Origin of the sequence: Actinomadura meridiana (genome assembly GCF_039537545.1) — a bacterium.
Taxonomy (GTDB): Bacteria; Actinomycetota; Actinomycetes; order Streptosporangiales; family Streptosporangiaceae; genus Spirillospora; species Spirillospora meridiana.
The window spans coordinates 1,047,342-1,069,071 of the sequence record NZ_BAABAS010000006.1 but is presented as its reverse complement, the minus strand read 5'-3'; the positions used below and the strand labels follow the sequence as shown (position 1 = coordinate 1,069,071).

10 protein-coding genes are annotated in these 21,730 nt (G+C 70.6%); all 10 read right to left on the bottom strand.

Annotated elements, in window-relative coordinates; genetic code table 11:
• Positions 1–66: 66 nt before the first annotated feature.
• Positions 67–1,860, bottom strand: coding sequence for a TIGR03767 family metallophosphoesterase (locus tag ABD808_RS17805; protein WP_344897865.1), 1,794 nt, complete (start codon positions 1,858–1,860; stop codon positions 67–69).
• A 65-nt stretch (positions 1,861–1,925) separates the two neighbouring features.
• Positions 1,926–3,182 carry a glutamate-5-semialdehyde dehydrogenase gene (locus tag ABD808_RS17800; protein ID WP_344897862.1) on the bottom strand — a complete coding sequence of 419 codons (1,257 nt, stop codon included), beginning with the start codon at positions 3,180–3,182 and terminating at the stop codon, positions 1,926–1,928.
• Entirely contained in the window at positions 3,182–4,279 is a 1,098-nt protein-coding gene (gene proB, locus ABD808_RS17795; RefSeq protein ID WP_344897992.1) for a glutamate 5-kinase, read from the bottom strand. Before proB ends, ABD808_RS17800 begins: the two co-directional genes overlap by 1 nt.
• A gap of 14 nt (positions 4,280–4,293) precedes the next feature.
• Entirely contained in the window at positions 4,294–5,691 is a 1,398-nt protein-coding gene (gene obgE / locus ABD808_RS17790; protein ID WP_344897859.1) for a GTPase ObgE, read from the bottom strand.
• Between the two features lie 81 nt (positions 5,692–5,772).
• Entirely contained in the window at positions 5,773–6,030 is a 258-nt protein-coding gene (gene rpmA, locus ABD808_RS17785) for a 50S ribosomal protein L27 (RefSeq protein WP_344897856.1), read from the bottom strand.
• Between the two features lie 14 nt (positions 6,031–6,044).
• Positions 6,045–6,359: a 50S ribosomal protein L21 gene (gene rplU, locus ABD808_RS17780; RefSeq protein WP_344897853.1), complete on the bottom strand. Its 315-nt coding sequence runs from the start codon at positions 6,357–6,359 to the stop codon at positions 6,045–6,047.
• 336 nt (positions 6,360–6,695) lie between these two features.
• Positions 6,696–9,668 carry an Rne/Rng family ribonuclease gene (locus ABD808_RS17775; protein WP_344897851.1) on the bottom strand — a complete coding sequence of 991 codons (2,973 nt, stop codon included), beginning with the start codon at positions 9,666–9,668 and terminating at the stop codon, positions 6,696–6,698.
• A 209-nt stretch (positions 9,669–9,877) separates the two neighbouring features.
• Complete coding sequence (locus ABD808_RS17770) at positions 9,878–10,738, bottom strand: TIGR03936 family radical SAM-associated protein (RefSeq protein WP_344897848.1); 861 nt, start codon at positions 10,736–10,738, stop codon at positions 9,878–9,880.
• A gap of 359 nt (positions 10,739–11,097) precedes the next feature.
• Positions 11,098–11,823 carry a DUF6193 family natural product biosynthesis protein gene (locus tag ABD808_RS17765; RefSeq protein ID WP_344897845.1) on the bottom strand — a complete coding sequence of 242 codons (726 nt, stop codon included), beginning with the start codon at positions 11,821–11,823 and terminating at the stop codon, positions 11,098–11,100.
• Positions 11,816–21,727: a LamG-like jellyroll fold domain-containing protein gene (locus tag ABD808_RS17760; protein ID WP_344897842.1), complete on the bottom strand. Its 9,912-nt coding sequence runs from the start codon at positions 21,725–21,727 to the stop codon at positions 11,816–11,818. The genes ABD808_RS17765 and ABD808_RS17760 overlap by 8 nt, the downstream gene beginning before the upstream one ends.
• Between the last annotated feature and the right edge of the window lie 3 nt (positions 21,728–21,730).

Here is a 21,730-nt window from a genome sequence, read left to right as displayed (position 1 = left end):
CCGCGACACGGACGCGGCGGCCCTTTCGCATTCAAACAACTCGCGCGTTCAGAACGGCCTTCGCGTTCAGAACGGGGCCGGGATGAGGAGTTCGACGTTGCGATCGGCCACTTCGCCGCGGCGTCCCATTGTGAGGGGGCGACCCCCCACATCCCCCGGAACAGCCCGGTTCTCTTCCCGTTCCTGCCAGTCGTTGCCCGCCAGTTCGCGCGACAGCGACGCCAGCCGGACGGTGTCGGTGAGGCGGCCGCCGTGGGAGGCGGGCCCGGCGGAGTCCAGGATCGTCGCGAAGATCGACAGGGTCCCGTCGCCGTTGTCGGCGAGTTCGACGACGCGGCTCTGCTGCGGGAAGTCGATGTGCGCGGCGGTGTTCACCTCCCAGAACCCTCCCCCGCCCTCGCGGGCGTGCGGGATCACGTGGTTGCGGTGCGTGTGGCCGTTCACCCACAGGACGACGTTCGGGTAGCGGAGCAGAAGGTCGCGCACCTCGTCGCCGAGGACGCGGTCACCGCCGAGCGCGTTGTCCAGCGAGCCCACGGGATGGTGGCTGAACAGGACGAACAGCCTGTCCTTGACCGAATGCCCGGTGACCGAGCCGTCTTCGGCGAGGTAGCGGCTGCTCCCGGCCTTCAGCTGCGCTTCCAGCCATGCGAACTGCTTCCGGTCGAGCGAGCCCTCCGAATAGCCGTGGGGGTTGACGGTGTCGAGGACGAGCCCGCGGACCACGCCCCGGTCGAAGCCGTAGTAGGCCGTCCCGTCCCGCAGGTTGTCCTTGGTGAAGCCGTGGCCGCGCAGGGACGCGGTCGTCGTGAAGTGTTCGGCGACGACCTCGCGGCGTGACAGCATCCGGCGGCGCGCGTCGGGCGTCACCCTGCGGAACAGGCCGCCCTCCTCGCGGGTGAGGCGCAGCAGTTCGATCATGTCGGCGTCGATCAGGACGCGGGCGAGGCGTTCGGCCTGCTCGTCGTCCGCCGGGACGCCGATCTTGAGTCGACCGGTGGCGAGCCCGGAGATGAGCGGGTTGACGGGCAGGTTGCCCTGGGCGAGCCCGTCGTGGTTGCCGAACACGGCGAACCACGGCGAGTCGAGCCCCGCCGCCAGGAACGGCCTGCGCGCGGCGTCGATCAGGCCCGGCACGCGCGGGAAGCCGTACCGGGACATCGGGATGTCGGTGTCGGAGCCGGCCGGCGGGCCGTCCGGATGCCAGAACGCGCGGTCGTAGGACGCCGCGTCCATGACGCCCTCGTACCGGTTCGGGTCGCCGGAGTCGGGCCGGATCCGGCCGCCGTCCAGCAGGTCGATGGCCCAGCGGACCTCGTTGTACTGGACGTTGTCGGCGGCGTCCCCGGTGTTGATCGTGAAGGCGAGCGGCAGCCCGGTCGCCGGGCCCCGCCCGACGTCGTTCATCGCCCGGACCATCGCGTCGGCGACCTGCGTCGAGAGGATCTCCTGCGGGCGGTAGGCGCCCTGGACGGGCAGGACGTCCAGAACGTCCTTGAAACGGTCGAGGAACTCGACGCGGGCCGGGGACTGGGCGTCCACGACGTGCACGTCGGTGAGGTGGCCGAAGGCGAGGACGCCCCGGCGGGTCGCGGCGCGGCGCGCGGACGCGGCGCCGCCGAGGTCGCGGCGCAGCACATGCGGCTCGCCCGGCCCGGTGATCACGGGCCGGTAGCCGCCGGTACCGGCGGCGCCGAGCACATAGGTCTCCGCGAGCGTGGTGCCGACGGCGGGGCCGCGCAGCGGGGGTGAGGCGGCGGCTGGACGGGTGGGGAACGCGGTTAATCCGGTGGAGGCGATGCCCGCGCCCAGGGCGGCGCCGCCCTTCAGGACGCGGCGGCGGGTGTATTCACGGGTCACAGTCGTGAATCACACCACGCCCCCGGGACGCCCATCAACGGCAAAATGTCGCAACGGTCGGTGCGTCAGCCGCGCACATGTCCGTCGCCGACGGCCACGTACTTGGTGGACGTCAACTCCGGAAGCCCCATCGGGCCGCGCGCGTGCAACTTCTGCGTGGAGATGCCGATCTCCGCGCCGAACCCGAACTCCTCGCCGTCGGTGAAGCGCGTCGAGGCGTTCACCATCACGGCGGCCGAGTCGACCAGCGCCACGAACCGTTTCGCGGCGGGCTGCGATGCCGTCACGATCGCCTCGGTGTGGCCGGACCCGTACGCGCGGATGTGGGTGACGGCGTCGTCCAGGGAGTCGACGACGCGGGCCGCGATGTCGAGCGACAGGTACTCGGCGTGCCAGTCGTCCTCGGTCGCCGCCACGACATCGTCGCCGTACGACCGGATCCGGTCATCGCCGTGCACCGTGACACCTGCATCGCGCAACGCCGCAAGCGCGCGCGGGACGAAGGCGTCGGCGACATCGGCGTGCACGAGGAACGTCTCGGCGGCGTTGCACACCGAGGGGCGCTGTGTCTTGGCGTTCAGGAGGATGTCGACGGCCATGTCCACGTCGGCGGCGGCGTCGACGTACACGGCGCAGTTGCCGACGCCCGTCTCGATCACCGGGACCGTCGACTCCTCCACCACCGAGTTGATCAGCGAGGCGCCGCCGCGCGGGATCAGCACGTCCACCAGGCCGCGCGCCCGCATCAGGTGCTTCACCGACTCGCGGGACGTGCCCGGGACGAGCTGCACCGCGTCAGAGGGGACCTCCGTCTCCGTCAGCGCGTCCTGCATCACGGCGACGAGCTTCGTGTTCGAGCCGTGCGCCGACGACGAGCCGCGCAGCAGCGCCGCGTTCCCGCTCTTCAGGCACAGCGCGGCGGCGTCGACGGTCACGTTCGGACGGCCCTCGTAGATGATCCCGACGACGCCGAGCGGCACCCGCACCTGCCGCAACTCCAGCCCGTTCGGCAGGACGTTCCCGCGCACCGTCTCCCCCACCGGATCGGGCAGCGCCGCGACCTTCCGGACGGCGTCGGCGATCGCCGCGATCCGCGACTCCGACAGGCTCAACCGGTCGATCATGTACTCGGACGTGCCACTTTCCCGGGCCCGCTCGACATCGCCCTTGTTCGCGTCGACGATCTCCGGGGCGGCGGAGGTCAGCGCGTCCGCGATCCGATGCAGCGCCGCGTCCTTGGCGGCGCGCGGCAGCGGGGCCAGCCCGGCCGCGGCCTCCTTCGCGCGCCGCGCCACCAGCAGGAAATCCTCGGCCTCGCTCATCACAGTCCCCCCTCCAGGACCACCAGGTGGTCGCGGTGGATTATCTCGCGTTCGTACTCGGGGCCCAGTTCGCGGGCCAGCCAGCGCGTGGATCGTCCCATCAGGTCGGGGATCTCGAAGGCGTCGTAGTTGACCAGGCCGCGCGCGACGACACCGCCACCGGGATCGCACAGGTCGACGGGATCACCCGCCGCGAATTCGCCGGACACTCCCGTCACCCCGGCGGGCAGCAACGACTTGTGATGCCGCACCACCGCGTCGACCGCGCCCGGGTCGAGCATGACGCGGCCCTGGCCGGTGGTGGCGTGGGCGAGCCACAGGTCCTCGGTCGACATGCGGCGGGACCGCGCGGGATGGAACAGCGTCCCGACCGGTTCGCCCGCCAGTGCCCGCGCGGCGGACGCGGCGTTCGTCAGCACGACGGGGATGCCCGCGATCCGGGCCGCCTCGACCTTGGTGACCATGCCCCCGGTGCCGACCCGTCCGGATCCGCCGAGTTCGACGTCCCGCAGGTCGTCGGGGCCGTGCACGTCCTCGATGCGGCGCGCGCCCGGTTTGCGCGGATCGCCGGTGTAGAGGGCGTCGACGTCGGAGAGCAGGACGAGCGCGTCCGCCCGGGTCAGGTGCGCGACGAGCGCGGCGAGCCGGTCGTTGTCGCCGAACCTGATCTCGTCGGTGGCGACGGTGTCGTTCTCGTTCACGATCGGCAGCACACCCAGGGCGAGGAGCTGCGCGAGCGTGCGCTGCGCGTTGCGGTGGTGCGAACGGCGCATCATGTCGTCGGCGGTCAGCAACACCTGCCCAACCGTCAGGCCGTACCGCGCGAACGACGCGGTGTACCGGGCGAACAGCATGCCCTGCCCGACGGACGCCGCCGCCTGCTGGGTCGCGAGGTCCCGTGGCCGCCGGGTCAGCCCCAGCGGACCGAGGCCCGCCGCGATCGCGCCGGACGACACGAACACGATCTCGGTGCCGTTCGCGCGGCGGGCGGCGAGGACGTCCACCAGCGCGTCGATGCGGTTCGCGTCGATCGTCCCCTCCGGGGTGGTCAGCGACGACGATCCCGCCTTCACCACGAGGCGACGGGCCTTCGCCATCGCCGCGCGGTCGCTCACGGCCGTCCGCCCAGACGGCGGTCGGTGCCGCGCGGGCCGGGGGCGCCCTCCCCCGCCGGGACCTCCGGCTCCCAGTCGAAGACGACCGAGTCGTCCATCGTGCCGATCATGACGGTGGCGCCCGCCTCGGCGCCCGCGTCGCCGAGTGCCTTCTCCACGCCGAGCCGCGCCAGCCGGTCGGCGAGGTAGCCGACGGCCTCCTCGTTGGCGAAGTCGGTCTGCCGCAGCCACCGGACGGGCTTCACTCCGGTGATCAGGTACGTGTTGTCGCCGAGGGCGCGGACCTCGAAGTCGGTGTCGCCGCCGACCGGCTCGGGCCGGATGACGATGCGGGTCGGCTCGGCGGGAGGCAACGACGCGCGGTACTCGCCGACCATCGCCGCCATCGCGAACGACAGCTCGCGCAGGCCCTCCCGCGTCGCCGCGGACACCTCGTACACCTTCAGGCCGCGCGCCTCGAACTCGGGCCTGACCATCTCGGCGAGGTCGCGGCCGTCCGGGACGTCGACCTTGTTCAGCACGACGATCCGCGGCCGGTCCGACAGCAGCCGGTCGCCCAGCACCCGGTCGTAGGCCCGCAGCTCCCGCTCGATGACCTCGAAGTCGCTGACCGGGTCGCGTCCCGGCTCCATCGTCGCGCAGTCCAGGACGTGCGCGAGCGTGGACGACCGTTCGATGTGGCGGAGGAAGTCCAGGCCGAGGCCGCGCCCCTCGCTGGCGCCCTCGATGAGCCCGGGGACGTCCGCGACCGTGAACGTCGTCTCGGCCGCCTCGACCACGCCGAGGTTCGGGACCAGCGTCGTGAACGGATAGTCGGCGATCTTCGGTTTGGCCGCCGACAGCGCGGCGATCAGCGACGACTTGCCCGCGCTGGGGAATCCGACGAGCGCGACGTCCGCGACGCTCTTCAGCTCCAGGACGACGTCCTGCGACTCGCCAGGCTCGCCGAGCAGCGCGAACCCGGGGGCCTTGCGCTTGGCGGTCGCGAGCGCCGCGTTGCCCAGCCCGCCACCGCCGCCGCGCGCGACCACGTACCGGGTGCCCTCACCGACCAGGTCGGCGACGACCTGGTCGCCCTCCATGACGACCGTGCCGTCCGGGACGGGCAGGATCACGTCGCCGCCGTCGGCGCCCGTCCGGTGCCCGCCCTGCCCCTGCCTGCCGTTGCCCGCCTTGCGATGCGGGCGGCGGTGGTACTCCAGAAGGCTCGCGGTGTTCCCGTCCACGACGAGGACGACGTCGCCGCCACGCCCGCCGTTCGCGCCGTCCGGGCCGCCGAGCGGCTTGAACTTCTCCCGGTGGATCGACGCGCACCCGTTGCCGCCGTTCCCGGCGGCGACATGCAGCACCACCCGGTCGACGAACTGCGCACCCGACCCCGCTCCAGCGGCCACGGTGATCTTCTCCTCGAATGAAATGGCGAAGGGGCGGACCGGAATCGGTCCGCCCCTTCAAAGCTTGTTTACCCAGGCGGGCTATTCCGCCGGAGGGACGATGCTGACGGCGTTGCGGCCGCGGTAACGGCGGAACTTCACCGAGCCCGGGACCAGCGCGAACAGCGTGTCGTCGCCGCCGCGTCCGACGCCGGGGCCGGGGTGGAAGTGGGTGCCGCGCTGCCGGACGATGATCTCCCCGGCCTTGACGACCTGGCCACCGAAGCGCTTCACGCCGAGGCGCTTGGCGTTGGAGTCACGACCGTTCCGGCTGGACGATGCGCCCTTCTTGTGTGCCATGTGATCGCTCTCCCTTACTTCCCGGCCTGAATACCGGTGATCTTGACCTCGGTGTACGGCTGGCGGTGACCCATCCGCCGCTTGTATCCGGTCTTGTTCCGGTAGTGCATGATGTTGATCTTCGGGCCCTTGACCGCACCGAGGATCTCGGCGGTCACCTCGTAACGCGCGAGGTCGGCCGAGCCGCTGACGACGTTCTCGCCGTCCACGACCAGCACGGCCGGGAACGTGACGGTCGAGCCGACCTCACCGGTCAGCTTGTCGACGGTCAGCACCTCATCGACGGCGACCTTCTCCTGCCTGCCGCCTGCGCGGACAATCGCGTACACCGCGGAAACCCTTCGTCATCGCGCGCTTCCGGACTGAACCGGCCCCGCGCGTGGCTGTACCAGCCCCCGGATGGGGGCCTACCTCCGGCACCGGGCCGAAAGCGGCACACCAGGAAGCCCTGGCGCTCTCTGCTTGACCTCACCGGATCGGCGAGGCGTGCACCGAACGCCCCGGAAGGGGTTCGCGGTGCGGGTTCGGGTGACGCGCCCTGCGACGCGCCGACGCCGGACACGTCAAGACGCGCCCAACCCCTGAATTGTACAGGCACCGGGCACCCCGGCAAATCGCGCGGGGCGCCGGTGGACGGGCGTTCGACGCCCGCCCACCGGGAGTGCTCAGTCCGCGTCGGCGTCCGAGGTCCGGGACGTGGCCGCGGCGCGGCGAACGCGGCGTCGCACGACCGGCTCCTCCTCGGCCACGCCACCGTTCGGCTCCACGCCGTTCGACTCGGGGATGACCGCCGCGGAGCCGTTGAGGTCGGCGCCGTTCGATTCGGCGTCGATGGGCATCGTGCCGTTGGCGGTGACCGGCATCGGGTCGGCGGAGTCCAGCGCGGCCGGGGAGGTGCCCACGGTCTCCGCCTCGGCCTCGGCCGCCTCGACCGCTGCCTGCGCCGGGGACTCGTCGCCGTCCAGCTCGGGCGGCGGACCCGCCGGACGCTTGGCCGGGCCCGACCTGCGGCGCCGGGCCCGCACCGGCTCGGCGGCGGGCTCGGGCCGCACCGGTTCCGCCTGTTCCGCGGGCTCCGACGGCGCCTCGGCGGCGACCGGCTCGGCGGGCTTGGGCTCGGCGGGCTCGCTGGTGCGGGTCTCGTGGTCGGCGAGCTTCTCCTCCACGGCCCGCTCGACCTCGCCCTTGCGCTTGCGGCGGCGGCCGCTCTCCTTGCCGGACGCCTTGTCGGGCTTGGGCTCGACCGGGGTCAGATGGACGTGGATGCCGCGTCCACCGCAGGACTCGCAGGTCTCCGAGAACGCCTCCACCAGGCCCTGGCCGACGCGCTTGCGGGTCATCTGGACCAGGCCCAGCGAGGTCACCTCGGCCACCTGGTGCTTGGTACGGTCCCTGGACAGGCACTCCACCAGACGGCGCAGCACCAGGTCACGGTTGCTTTCCAGCACCATGTCGATGAAGTCGATCACGACGATGCCGCCGATGTCGCGGAGCCGGAGCTGGCGGACGATCTCCTCTGCCGCCTCCAGGTTGTTGCGGGTGACCGTCTCCTCCAGGTTGCCGCCCTGCCCGGTGAACTTGCCGGTGTTGACGTCGATGACCGTCATGGCCTCGGTGCGGTCGATCACCAGCGAGCCGCCGGACGGCAGCCACACCTTGCGGTCGAGCGCCTTGGCGATCTGCTCGTCGATGCGGAACGCCGACAGCACGTCCTGCCCGGCCGTCCAGCGCTCGACGCGGTCGGCGAGGTGCGGGGCGACGTACTGGACGTAGTCGGAGACGGTGTCCCAGGCGTCGCCGCCGGACACGACCAGCTTGGTGAAGTCCTCGTTGAAGATGTCGCGGACGACCCGGATCGTCAGATCGGGCTCGCCGTAGAGCAGGGACGGCGCGGAGGCCGTCTTCACCTTCTTCTGGATGCTCTCCCACTGGGCCGACAGGCGCGACACGTCGCGGGCGAGCTCCTCCTCCGTGGCGCCCTCGGCGGCGGTCCGCACGATCACCCCGGCGTTCTCCGGCATGACCTTCTTCAGGATCGACTTGAGGCGGCTGCGCTCCTTGTCGGGGAGCTTGCGGCTGATGCCGGTCATCGAGCCGTCCGGCACGTACACCAGGTAGCGGCCGGGCAGCGAGACCTGGCTGGTCAGCCGGGCGCCCTTGTGGCCGAGCGGGTCCTTGGTGACCTGGACGAGCACCGACTGGCCCGACTTCAGCGCCGACTCGATGCGGCGCGGCTGGCCCTCCAGGCCGGAGGCGTCCCAGTTGACCTCGCCCGCGTACAGGACGGCGTTGCGGCCCTTGCCGATGTCCACGAACGCCGCCTCCATCGACGGCAGCACGTTCTGGACCTTGCCGAGGTAGACGTTGCCCACGTACGACTGGTGCGTCGCGCGGTTCACGTAGTGCTCGACAAGCACACCGTCTTCGAGAACGGCGATCTGGGTGCGCTCGCCTTCCTGGCGGACGACCATGAGCCGCTCGACGGCCTCGCGGCGCGCGAGGAACTCGGCCTCGGTGATCACCGGCGGGCGGCGACGGCCCTGCTCGCGTCCCTCACGACGGCGCTGCTTCTTGGCCTCAAGACGGGTCGAGCCCCGCACGGACTGGACCTCGTCCTCGGCGGCGGCACGGGCCTCCCGCGCGCTGCGGACGTGGACGACGGTGTTCGGCGGGTCGTCGGTACCGGTCCCGTCGCCATCGGCCCCGGAACGGCGCCGCCGCCGACGCCGACGACGGCTCGTCCCACCGGAGGCGCCCTCGTCGTCCTCGTCGGCGTCGGACGCCTCCTCGGCGTCCTGCTCGGCCTTGGCGTCCTTGGCCTTGCCCTTGACGGGCTTGTCCTTCTTCGGGCTCTTGCTGTCCTTCTTGGCGGCCTGGTCCTTCTTGGCCGTCTGCTCCTTCTTCGCGGGCTTGGCTGCGGGCTCGTCGTCCTCGGCCTCGGCCTCCCCCGGCTGCGCCTCGTCGTCGGCGCCCTCCCGGCCGCCCCTGCCCCGGCCGCGTCCGCCACGGCGGCGACGGCGGCGCGACGGACGGTCGTCGTCGCCGTCCTCGTCGGACCCCTGCTCGTCGCGCTCCTCGTCGGTGGCGTCGTGCTCGGCGTCCTCGTCGTCGTCCTCGCGCTCGTCCTTCGGACGGGCGGGCGGGTCGTTCCGCGGCTGCGGCGGCTGGAACACGACCATCGGCGGCTGGAACGTCACGCCGGGGATGCCGACGCCCGCGGCGGGCTCGGTCTCCGACCCCTGGGCGGCGGACGGCTCCGTCCCGCTCGGCGCGGCCGGAACCTCCGGCACCTGCGGGACGGTCGCCTCCGTGGACCGCCGACGGGTCCGGGTGCGAGTGCGGGGAGCCGGCGCCTCCTCGGCGGGCTCGGTCTCGGTGTCCGGGGACGTCTCCGCGCCGGTCATCGGGACGGGTTCGGGCGTTTCGGCGGCCTTCGCGCTCCTCGTCCGGGTACGCGTCCTGGTCGTACGCTTCGGCGCCTCGGCGGTCTCCTCCTCGGCGGGAGCCCCACCGGACTCCGGCGGCGGCCCCGCGGGACGGCTCGCCCGTCGCGGACGCGACGTGGCCTCCGTGCTGGTGTCGTTGTCAGTTGTGTCGTTGCCTTCGGCGGCGGCCGAATCGGCTTCGTTCTCAAGCATGCGGGCAATCTCCCGTCAGGCTCCCGGGCGCGTCCGCCCGCTCCGCCGAGGGGGCGGATCGGTGCGGTGCGCCGCGCGAGAGCGCTCCGTCAGTCGTCGGCGTCGTCGCGACCGGACACCGTGTCCGGCCATGACGACGAAGTCGTCGGGGGTGCGCCAGCCGTTCCCTGCCGGGCCGGTTCCGCGTCGCCACGGCTTCGGCCCCACGATCAGGCGCTGACGGCATCCACGCTCGCGGCGTCCCCGGGACGCGGCCGCTCCTGGCCGCGGGCCGTCTCGGCGTCGTCGCCGAAGGCCGGACCGAACTCCCGGTCGGGATCCAGAGGATCCGCGAGACCACCGGTGTCCGCGTCGAGGGGCCCCTGCGCCAGCCTGGTCACCAGCGGGGGTGACGGCGGCGCGAGGTCGGCGACCTGGCGCAGTCCGGTGAGGATGTCGTCGGGTCGTACGGCGGGTGTTGAATGCCGAACAACCATTCGAAGTATCGCACATGGGGCATCGATCGCCTCGGCGACGCGCCGGTCCGGCTCGAACGCGGACACGGCGGCGCGCACGTCGAAACGGCGCAGCCCCTTCTTGGTGAGGCGCTCGACCTCGATGCTCCCGGCGGCCATGAAGGCGGCCACGGCGGCGGTGGCATCGTCGGATGACACGCCGTCCAGCCGGATCCGCCACTCGGACGCCTCGAGCCGATCAGCGAACGCGCCCGCTCTCGGCCGCGCGTCACCGGCGCGTCCCTCCCCTACCGGCACGACGTCCACGATGTCGAGCCCGGGGGGCAGAGCCGCGTCGAGATCGGCCCGCACCCGCGCAGGGTCGCGGGTCTCGGTGAGCCCGATCTCCAGGTATTCCGCCTCACTGGCAACCCCTGTCGCCGCCGCACCCGCGTACGAGATCTTCGGGTGCGGGGTGAATCCACCGCTGAACGCGACGGGGATCCCGGCGCGCCTTACGGCGCGTTCCACGGCCCGGGAAATGTCGCGGTGGCTCGTGAACCGCAGCCTGCCCCGCTTGGCATAGCGGACGCGCAGTCGCTGGGTCACTGGGGCCGGCGCCGGACCCTCCGGCATGGGTGCCAGGGTTCTGGTCCTTCCTACTCGTGCCGAGTCAAAAACAAGGTCTCCCTACAGAGTACGGGTCCCCCGCCCCCCTCGCGCCCACTACCATGCCCACCACCCCCAAACCCCTTACACCACAGCCCTTCCGGCCCACCTGACCGGTACCGGAACCCCGCCGACCATGATCGCCAGTGCCCTCACATGGGCCCAACCGCCGCCTGAGCCGAGTGCCGGGTCAGAGAACCACGCGGCGAGCGGTACCCAACCGGCTCCCCAGCGTCCCGACCAGCCCCCAAACCTGCGGGCGGCAACGGCCGTGACGACGGAACGGGCGTCCACATCGCCCCACCGCGTCACCATTTGGCCGCCTCCTAGCCTCCCAGGAGCTCGGCTGCCACCGCGATGGCCCGGTCGAGCGACTCCAGCGGACCATGTGGTTCGGTGCCTCCCGACCGGCTGACGGAGTACCCGTCCTCACCTGGCGCGATCCGCACAGCACCCTGTCGATCACGGAACGAGCGGGACAGCTGAAGGGTCCGGTGGCTGAGATCCGGGAAGAAGGAGCGGAGCACGGCGTTGCCGAAGGCTGCATCGACCAGGACCCGATCGTCATGAAAAACGGGCGCCGTGCGCAAATAGTCCCACTGCGCACGTACCGGATCCGGACTCGCCAGTACCCGTGCGAGATCGGTGACTTTCATGAACGGAAACCGGTTCTCCAGTGAGTCGAGCGAAATTCCCTCTCGCCAGGCCGCCGCCACGTCCAGAACCTGGGAAATGTCAGCCGTCGTACCGCCCGCGATCCAGACGTCAGCGTCGTGGATGTTTACCGAAAAATTCCGTTCGGCCACATGAATACGGGCGAGTATTATTCCTCGCCCCGTCTCTATCTTGGCGTTGACATGCCCCTCCGTCTTCCCTCCGTAGGGCGCATCGACCGAACCGATATCCATCTGACGCTCGTCGACAACCGCTCGAAGGGCGTTCACGAGGCCGCCCTGTCGAACGAGATCGGGATAACACCCCACATCGACCTGACCGAACGGGCCTAGCTCGCCTTCATGGGAGTCCTCTGACACAACTTCCTCTTCAGCCACGACACTCACAGTAGGGAGGGTCATCGTTAATGAAAGACCTTGGACGCGCTGTCAGCTTTTTTCCGCCAACCATTCTATAGAAGGTCGATCCCCAGTCAGGTTCGGTTACTGCCTGAGTATCGAATCCCCCCTTCACATTCGGTGCCCAGAAGTTTATGGAGCTCCACTTTCTTTCACCGTTCGCCACGGCCCGCGCCACCCAGCTTAGTTCCAGCTCCGTAGCATTACCTTCTCCAATGAGCCCTCGCTGAGCTCCGCCGATGAAGTCTCCGCCGGGAAGGTTGATATGCAGCTTGACCTTCGAATCGCGGATCGCGCTCTGCACCGGCCCCTGCCATGTGCCGTCAGCGGCATTGATGTAATCATCAACCTTACCTCCCCCGTTCCGGAGCATGGATGCGAGCGCGGCGGAGCCCGTATGTTTCTGTCCGATCACGAAACCGCAGTTGTGGGTGAGGACGGGTACTGGGCCTGCACCTGCGTAGAAGGTGTGGGTGCGGTTTATGGTTAGGTTGTGGACCTGGGCTGGCTTGGTTTCGTGGGTTGTCGCGGTTATCTGGACGTGGGTGCCCGCCGCGGTGCGGAGCCACATGCCGGGTTTGAGGTCGGCGGCCTTGTGCCACTGTTTGTCGCGGACCGTCCAGAAGGGGTGGCCGTCGGTGGCGGTGATCGTGCCGGTCTTTGTGCCCTTGTCGCCGTCGGTGTCGACGGTGATGTGGACGAGGTTCTTGAAGCCGTTGCCGGTGATGGTGTCGGTTACCGGTTCGGTCGTTGTCCTGCCGGTTGTGGGGTCGGTGGCCTTGACCTTGTCGCCTACCTTGACCTTCTCGATCGGTTTGCGGGTGCCGTCGGCCATGAGGACGGGAGTTCCGGCGGCGAAGCTGTTGCGGCACAAGCCTGCTATGGCGCGGCCTTCGAGTCTTGCGGCTGCTCCTGCCAGGCGGGCGGCGCCGCTGACGCCTACGCCGCTGCGGAGGGCTTGGGCGCCCACTCTGAGGCCCGTGCCGGCCATGGAGCCGAGGCCGGCGGTGATGGCGCCGATCGTGCCGCCGACGGCGACGTCGGTCAGTACTTCCTTCCAGTTGTGGCCGCCCTCGACGAGGTCCTCGACGAGGGCGCCCGCGGCTCCGGCGAGGGCGCCGCAGGCCACCGCGCCCACGCCGGTCCAGCCGATCAGGGCGCCGCAGCCCGCGCCGACGACTACGCCCGTCGCGATTCCGGCGATCGCCGCCGCGTGGTCTTGGGCGAACTCCGACGCCGCTTGATAGGCGTGGGAAACGGTCTCCAGAACGGGTCCGGCGGCTTCTATGGCCCGGTGGTAGACCGTATCGACGGTTTTCGCCACGTCGTGGATCACGTTCTGGGTCATCGAGACCAGGTTCGCCGGGAGGCTCGCCGCCGCGGAGACCAGTTTCAGGCCCTTGGCCAACAGGGGTTTGGTCGCGGCTATCAGGGCCGGGACCTTCACTGTTTTCGCTATCTTGGTGGCCAGGTTTCTGGCCCGTTGCATGATGGCCCGGTTACGGGCCTCCACCGCGTGTTTGGCCTCGGCCGCCTTCTGCGCCGCCCAGTTGCCCAGCGAACGGGCGGCGTTGCTGACGGTGTGCCAGGCCTGTTGGGCCCTGTGCCAGGCGGACTTGGCGTATTTCACCACCTTGTGGGCGGCCCAACGGACGGCCGAGACGATCGGACGGACGACGTAGCGGACCGCTTGGTGGGCGACCCACTTCGCGGCCCCGGTGACCACCTTCGAGGTGGCCTTCTTGCACCAGCCGCAGGAGGGCCAGTTGCCCGTGTCGTCGTCGTAGGTGAGCGGCGTCCCGGCGGCGTAGGTGTAGCGGTTCGCGAGGATGGAGTCGCCGCGGGTGTAGTTGACCGTGTCGCGGGAGTCGAAGGCGCCGGTGCCGGGGTTGTACCAGCGGGCGCCCATGTTCACCTGGCCGGTGCCCGGGTCCGTCCAGTCGCCCTGGTAGCCGACGTTGCCGGGCGTGGCGTTCGGTGATCTCGCGAGGACCTCGCCGAACGGTGAGTAGGCGGTCGACTCGGCCAGACCGGTGTCGGACGTGGGGTCCAGGGTGCCGGTGACGTCGCCGTGCTGGTCGGAGATGGTGAGGCGTTCGGTGCCGCTGTCGGCTACGGCGAGGAGTTCTCCGGACGGGTCGCGGGCGTAGGAGGCCGTGCCGTCGGAGGCGGGGGCGTCCTCCAGTCCGGCGTACTGGAAGGAGACGTCGTCGCGGGACGCGACGCGGTCCAGGCCGTCGTAGGTGTAGGTCTCGTCGTTGCCGCTGATCAGACGGTCGAAGGCGTCGAAGGAGAACTTCTCGGTCAGGCCGGAGTTCGTCCTGGTGGCCAGGGTGCCGCGCGAGCTGTAGGTGTAGGTGTAGTCACCGTCGGAGATCAGGCGGTTACGGGCGTCGTAGGTGGCGGTCTTGTCGCCGTTGCGGACGCGGTTGCCCGAGTCGTCCCAGTCGTAGGGGACGGTCTTGCCGTCGGTCTGCCAGGAGGTCAGGCGTCCGGCGTGGTCGTAGGTGTAGGTGTTCTCGCCCGCGTCGACGGTCCCGGTGGTGACCTTGCGGGTCATCCGGTTGTTCAGGTCGTACTCGTAGCCGACGGACGCCATCGTCGTCCCGGCGCCGTTCTCCATGTTGTCGGAGCTGAGGCGGCCGTACTCGTCGTAGCCGAAGGTGCGGACTCGTCCGGCGCCGTAGTCGATGGTCTTCGGCATACCGGCCGCGTCGTAGCCGAGGGTCTGCGTCGTGTTCGTTATGGCATCGGTGGCTGTCTTGAGGCGGCCGTGAACGTAGCCGTAGGTGGACGTGCCGGCGGCGTCGGTGCGGCTGGTCATCTGACCGTCGCCGTCGTAGGCGAAGGCCGCGTTGCCCGAGGGGCCTTCGGACTTCAGCAGGTCGCCGCGGTCGTCGTGGGTGTAGAGGTTGGTGCCGCCGGGGCCGTTGGCCTTCAGGAGCCGTCCGGTCAGGTCGTAGGAGCGGGTGCGTTCGGCGGTGCTCGCCTCGGCTCCGGCGCCCGTCTCGGCGGTGATGCGGCCCTGCGGGTCGAAGGTGCGCTCGCGGGTGATGCCGCCGGGGGCGGTCAGCCTGACCGGGCGTGCGGACGCGTCGTAGGTGGCGGTCCAGGTACGGTCGGACGGCTCCGGGTTGGACGGCGTCGACGCTTCGACGACCGACTCCGGCAGGCCCAGGCTGTTGACCGTGTAGATCGTCGGGTTGCCGCGGCCGTCGGTGTAGCGGGTGCGGTTCCCTGCCGCGTCGTAGCCGAAGGACGTGGTGATCGACTTGGTGTCGGAGACCGGTTCCACCTGGCGGACGAGCCGTCCGCCCGCGTCGTAGGCGTAGGCGGTGACCCGGTCATAGGGGTCCTTGGTCGCGGTGAGGTCGCCGTCGGGGTCGTAGGTGTAGCTCTGCTCGCGCAGCGTCGTCCCGTCGGGCCGCACGTCGGACTCGTTGACGAGCCGTCCGAGGCGGTCGTAGTCGGAGCGGGACGTGCGGCCGAGGCCGTCGCTCTCGCGGATCCGGCGGCCGGAGTAGTCGTAGCCCAGCTTGATGACGACGCCGTCGGCGTCCTGGGTCTGGGTGACCTCGCCGACGCTGTTGTAGGTGTTGGTGGAGACGGTGCCGGTCGGTGACGTCGTCGTCACCAGGTTTCCGGCGTCGTCGTAGCGGTGGCGGGTGGTGAAGTTGTCGGTCCGCGGGTACCGCTCCACCTGGGTTTGGGTGACCTGGCGGTCGAGTGCGTCGTAGGTGGACTCCACCCGCGCGCCGGTCGGGTCCGTGACGGAGAGGACCTCACCGGTGCGCGTGTAGGTGTAGTTCCACACGGCGCGGTCACCGTTGTCGCGGGCGGGTTCGTCCCGCTTGGTCAGGTGGTTGAGGCGGTCGTAGGTGTAGCGGGTGACGTTGTTGGAGGGGTCGGTCGTCTCGGTGACGTTGCCGAGCGGGTCGTAGGCCGTGCGGGAGACCGGGGTGATGGGTGCGCCACCCGGAGGCGTGTAGGACGGGGCGGTCGCAGTGGTGGCGCGGCCGTTCCTGTCGTACGACGTGCGGGTGACGTTGCCGAGCGGGTCCTTGACGGCGACGGCCTCGTCGAAGGTGTTGTAGCCGGTCGTCTGGGTGGGTTTGACGTTCCTGGGAGCGGAGCCGGCGCTCTCCGCGGCCACTTCCGGACCAGTGACCGTCGTCGGGTGGTTCAGTTCGTCGTAGCCGAAGGTGCTGGTGTACGCGGCGGGGTCCGCGCCCGGCACGTTGCCGCGCGGCGCGGTGGTGGACGTCCGCAGACCCCGCTGGTCGTAGGTGTGCGAGGTGACGAGGGACGTGGGCCCGTCGGTCTGGATCTCCTTGGTGAGGTTGCCCGTCGGGTCATAGGACATCTCGACGACCTCGGGCGCCGTCGAGGTGATCCAGGGGACGTTGGACGGCACACCGGTCACCGACGTCTTCGTGACGTTGCCGTTGGCGTCGTAGCGGAAGTCGGTGCGGCGGGCGAGACCGTCGGGGTCGTTGACGGTGGCGGCGACGGTGCCGGACGGGTTGTACGTCTGTTCGGTGACGCGCTTGCCGTTCGCCGACTCCTCGCGGATCAGGTTGCCCGCACCGTCGTACTTCTTGGCTTCCAGGACGTAGTCGCGTTTAGTGCCGTCGGCGTCGACGAAGTCCTTGAGCGTAGTCTTCTGGAGCAGGCCGTCCTTGTAGTAGGTGTACTCGACGCGCTGGCCCATCGCGTCGGTCTGCCGCGCCATCCGGCCGGCGAGGTCGTAGGCGTAGGAGTCGGTGACCAGGTAGTCGCCGTCGGACGGGTCGGCCACCCCGTCCGGGTCGCCCTTCCAGTCGCGCAGCCGCACCTCGGCGATCATGTTGCGGGCGGTGTAGCCGTACTCGTGGCGGTTGCCTCTGGCGTCGACCATCCAGGTCTTGTTGCCGAACCGGTCGTAACCGTAGGACGTCTCGTTGCCCTCCGGGTCGGTGACGCGGACGGGGTGGCCGAGTTCGTCGTACTCGTTGGTGGTCCGACGTGGCGCGTCCCCGCCCAGCAGGTCGCTGATCTCGGTGGTCAGGACGTTGCCGTCGGCGTCATAGGTGTTGGTGGTGCGCCGCTGGTGCCGGGTACCGGTGACCGCGTCGGTGGTCGCGGGTTCGGTGCTGGTGAGCGGTCGCGACTGGGCGTCGTAGGTGTAGGTGGTGGTGACGCCGTCCGGCTGGGCGTCGCTGACCTCGGTCTCGGACGTCCTGCGGCCGAGCGCGTCGTAGGTGTAGGTGGTGACGAGACCGGACGGAGCGGTGACGCGGGCCAGATCGCCGTTGTCGTAGTACAGGTACTTGGTGACGGCGCCGAGCGCGTCGGTGGTGGTCAGCAGCAGTCCCGGCGGCATCGCCCCGCCGCCGGGAGCGGACTCGGCGCCGTCGGTGTAGGTGTGTTTGACGAAGCTGCCGTCCGGGCCCGACTGGGTGAGGAGTTGCCCGGTCGAGTGGTAGGTGTAGGTCGTCCGGTAGCGGTTGTCGGTGGGGCCGGACGAGCGGCCGTCCCGCTTCTCGGTCGGCAGGTCGTTGCGCGGGTCGAACGGGTCCTTCGGCGCGGCGGGGTAGGTGGTGTACTCCGTGTGGCACTCGGTCGCGGACCGGCAGGTCTTCTGCGAGGTGACGTTGCCCCGGTCGTCGTACGCGAAGTCGATCTGCTCGCCGACCTCGTTCCTGATGGTCTTCTGGAATCCATGGTCGTCGTACTCGAACGTGCGGATCGCCATGCCGTCCAGGTCGTGGCCGTCGAAGACGGGGCCGTCGGCGTCCGGCGGGATCTCGGTGCAGAACCTGGTGTCGCCGGGGTCGGGCGAGTTGCACACCTCGGTCGGCGTCGGTGACGGGGACGGGCTGGGCGCGGGGTCGGCGCGGTCCTCGTCCCGGATCTTGATGCCGGTGGGCGAACCGGACCGGATCATGCGCCCGGCCAGCGCGTCGTACTCGTACAGGTACGGCCGCCCGGACGGGTCGCGCACCTCCACGCCGCGGCGCAGGTCGGTGTCGCCGCCGTAGACGGCGGACGCGCCGATCTTCCAGGTGCCGCCGTCGCGGTCGGTGTACTCGGTGATCCGGGCGGTGCCCGGGTCGTACTCGGCCCGCGCGGCGGTCCCGCCGCCGGGCAGCGTCACCTCGGTGAGCTGGTCGGTCGCGGCGAGGCCGTAGCGGTGGTGCGCGGCGACGGCGGCCGGGCCGAGCGGGTGGGTGTAGACGGCGACCTCGTCGATGTCGCCCTTGTAGTGGCGTTCCGGTGCCGCGCCCCAACCCGCCCAGGAGGACGGCGAGTGGACGTTCGCCGCGCCGATCTGGTCGTAGGTCAGCGTGTCGGTGTCGGTGTCGTACGGATCGGGGGCCGTCCCGACCTTCGCGCCGTCCAGGTAGAGGGTCTGTGTGCCGCTCATCGACGACAGCACCGCGTGATGCCAGTACCCGTCGTTGACGGCCTTGGCGGACGTGATCGGCGCGATCGTGCCGTTCCAGAACTGCCCGCGCAGCTTGCCGTCCTCGCCGTGGTACAGCAGCGGGACGCCCGTGGACGCGGCCGTGCCGAGCGCCTTGTCCTGGTAGCCGATGAGGGGGCCGCCCGGCCCTGCGGTGTCGGCCTTGAACCAGAGCTCGACGGCGGCGTCGCGGCTCTTCTTCAGCGCGCCCTTGGGCAGCTCGACCGTGGACGTCTCGCCGTCGAACGTGGCGGCGGTGTTGACCGAACCCGGTGTCGCTCCGTGGGCGAGCAACTTGACGTTCTTGTAGGTGCCGTGGTCCTTGCCGAGGTTGACGGCGACGTCGCTTCCGGCGCCCGTCCCCTCCGATTCGCCGAGCCGCCAGTACGACTCGGGACGGTCGTCCAGTACCGCGCTGTGATAGTGCGAGTTCTGCGCGTAGGTGTAGTTCGTGCAGGTCGAGCCGGGGGCGCAGACCTTGGTGAGCAGGTCGCCGGTGTAGGTGTAGTTCCAGGTGAGCGGGGCGCCGTCGACCTTGTCGGTGCTGACGGCGGTCACGTGGGACCCGGTCCAGGCGAAGGTGAGCGCGCGGCCCTCCTTGTTCGTCTGGCTGTTGGACACCTGGACCTTCGACAGCAGCCCGTTCTGGAAGTCGTAGGTGAGGACGACCGAGCGGCCCCCCGAGTCGGTGATCTTCGTCAGCTTTCCGGAGCCGGACAGGCGGTAGGTCGTCCCGCTCTTGTCGCGGAGGACGAACTCGGTGCCGCTGAACGTCAGCGACGCGGTGCGGCCCTGCGGCGGCACATAGGCGCCGTCGGGGTTCTTGCCGAACCGGACCTCCTGCCCGTCCGGATAGGTGACGACCACGCTGCCCGAACCGTCGTCGTCAGGCGTGATCTTCATGTCGTAGCGGGTCGTCCACCCGGCGCCGAACATCCCGGCGCGGCGCGGGTCGAGGCTGTTGTAGGTGCGCAGCAGGTTCAGCTCGGGACCCACGCTCGCCACCGGCGCGTCCACCGCCGCGGTCGACAGGTTCCCGGCCTGCGGGTCGAACTCGCGGTCCCGCGACGCGTACGGCGCGCCCGCGATGTTGGACGTGATCGCGGGCTGCGGCACCTGGGTGAGCAGCGTCGCGTACGGGGACGGGACCTCCGTGGTGGCGTCCTTGACGAACCCCCGCCACTGGTACGCCCTGTTCCAGACGAGCTTCCCGGCGGGCGGCGTCCAGGAGGGACTGGACTGGTACGGGGTCATCGAGCAGTTGACCGGTTTGCCCGCCGAGTCCTGGTCGCACAGTTCGAACTTGTACTTCAGCGACGAGCCGGGCGGCGCGTCGATGTCCACGGCCCGCGCCCACAGTTGCGGGGTGAGGGTCTGCGCCTGGTAGCCGTTCTGCGGATACAACTCCTGGAGCACCGGCGGGACGTCGAACACCTCCAGGACGATCCGTCCGGGCGGCACCTGCTCGTCGGTGAAGACCTTGCCGCCGTTGCGGACCATCGTGAAGTCCAGGAAGTACCGGCCCGGCGCCATCGGCTGGATCGTCGCGTCCAGGGTCGCCCGGGCGCCGCGCGCCACGTCCCTCGTGAGGTTCGCGGCGCGCCGCTGGGTGACGGCCTTGCCGGTGCGCGCGTCGTAGGCGCGGTACGCCAGGTAGTAGGTGCCCGGCGTCCAGGTCTCCGCCCCCAGGTTCGTGACGGTGATCTTGACCTTGCCCGCCTGGTTCTGCATCACCGGCGGCTCGGGCACCGGGTCGGGAATCGCGTAGTCGGCGTTGTACGGGCTGTGCGTCACGAACAGGGTGGGCGGGTTCGGGGTGCCGGTGCCCGTGATGCGCTTCCAGCCCAGCTTGTCGGACGCCGACGCCCGCAGTGACAGGCCGTTGTTCGTCCCGCCGTCCGCCCAGGTCTGTACGAGCTTGCGGCCGGACGCGCCGAGGTTGAACAGCGTCGGTTTGGCCGGGCAGGACGACTTGGACTGGCCGGAGCCGATATAGCCGTAGGCGAACGTGTCACCGGCCAGCGCCTTGCCGACGTCCGGCCCCGGGTAGCCGACATCGGAACTCGGCGACCACGACTGGGTGACCGGGTGCACCGTCATCTTGCGGGGCGAGCAGGACGCCGCGTCGAACCCGTAGATCTGCAACTGCGCGCCGAAGATCCGGTGGTACCGGAGCTTGTCGATGAGCCCGGAGAACTTGATGTAGGAGGCGGCGGCGGAGCCGTCCCGGTTGCCGACGAGCAGTTCGCTGCCGCCGGAGTGGGAGCCGTTCCCGTGCACGACCAGGCTGGAGTCGGCGCCGTCGGAGGTGACGGTCGGGTCCACCGAGACGGGGAACTCGCGGGCGGGGTCGTTCAGCCACCGTTCGTCCAGATCGACCTGGAGCACGGGCGCGCCGCCGGAGGTGGCCAGGCTGTAGGTGACGCCCGTGGACGACGCCGGGGCCTTCGCCGAATCCCACATGTAGCCCGCGGGGACGGTGGCGCGGCGGCGGCCCGCCGCGTCCACGAACGTCACCTGCCGCCCTTCGATCCGGGGTGTCAGCCCGGTGAGCCGCAGCGGGAACAGGTAGCGGCGCGGCGCGTCCGGCGAGGACAGCACCAGCGTCTCCTTGAGCCCACCGGGTCTCGGCTCCAACCGCACGTCAGTGCCGCCCGGGAGCGCGTCCTGGTAGGTCACGCCGGTGTCGTCGGCACGGCCGGACACGGCGGCGGCGCCCGCCGCGCCGAAACCGACCGCGTGCCCGGCGTCCAGCGTGAGCGATGCCAGCCCCGGGGCGTCGGCGCGCCCGGCCAGGCGGACGTCGACCGTGTCGGCGCGGTTCCGCCAACCGCCGGGCGCCCCGGTCGGCCGCGGGTCGATCGGCGTCCAGGACCTGGTCGTGCCGTTCCAGAAGTTGACGGGGGTGGCGGAGAACTCGGTGGTCTCCGTCCCGTCGGCGTTGACGAAGACGCGCTCGCGGGCCGTCCGCCGGTTCGGCGCCTCCTTGCTCGTCCTCGCGTCGAATCCGGTGGCCGCGGTCTCCGGCGGCGCCGCGACCCATGCCGCGTTGCGCCTCCGTGCCGGGGCTGCCCCGTCCGGCCGCCGGAGCGGGTACTTCGAGCGCAGCGTCTTCGGCCTCGTCCGGTTGCCGGGCGAGGCGACGACATGCTCCTGGTCGGCCGCCGATCCCCACCGTTGCTCGGGCTTCTTCCGCGGATGGTGCTCGGCATCGGCAGGACGCGTCAGCGACGCGAAGCCGATGCCGTCTCCGTTGAGCCCGGCGAGCAGCGCGAGACCGCACACGAGCAGCACCGCTTTACCGAGCGGCGTGACGATCCCGCGCCGGTGTGGTCTGAGGTGGCCGAACAGCGCGTACAGCGGCGCGAGGGCGGCGGGCGTCGCCGCTCCGCGGGCACCGGTACGAGACCGGCGCCCGCTGATGGGGAGCCTGGACATGGT

Bases quoted from the DNA above. Each gene is read 5' to 3' on its own strand.
- ABD808_RS17800 (WP_344897862.1), bottom strand. From the start codon at position 3,182: ATGAGCGAGGCCGAGGATTTCCTGCTGGTGGCGCGGCGCGCGAAGGAG.
- proB (WP_344897992.1), bottom strand. From the start codon at position 4,279: ATGGCGAAGGCCCGTCGCCTCGTGGTGAAGGCGGGATCGTCGTCGCTG.
- rpmA (WP_344897856.1), bottom strand. From the start codon at position 6,030: ATGGCACACAAGAAGGGCGCATCGTCCAGCCGGAACGGTCGTGACTCC.
- ABD808_RS17775 (WP_344897851.1), bottom strand. From the start codon at position 9,668: ATGCTTGAGAACGAAGCCGATTCGGCCGCCGCCGAAGGCAACGACACA.
- ABD808_RS17770 (WP_344897848.1), bottom strand. From the start codon at position 10,738: ATGCCGGAGGGTCCGGCGCCGGCCCCAGTGACCCAGCGACTGCGCGTC.
- ABD808_RS17760 (WP_344897842.1), bottom strand. From the start codon at position 21,727: ATGTCCAGGCTCCCCATCAGCGGGCGCCGGTCTCGTACCGGTGCCCGC.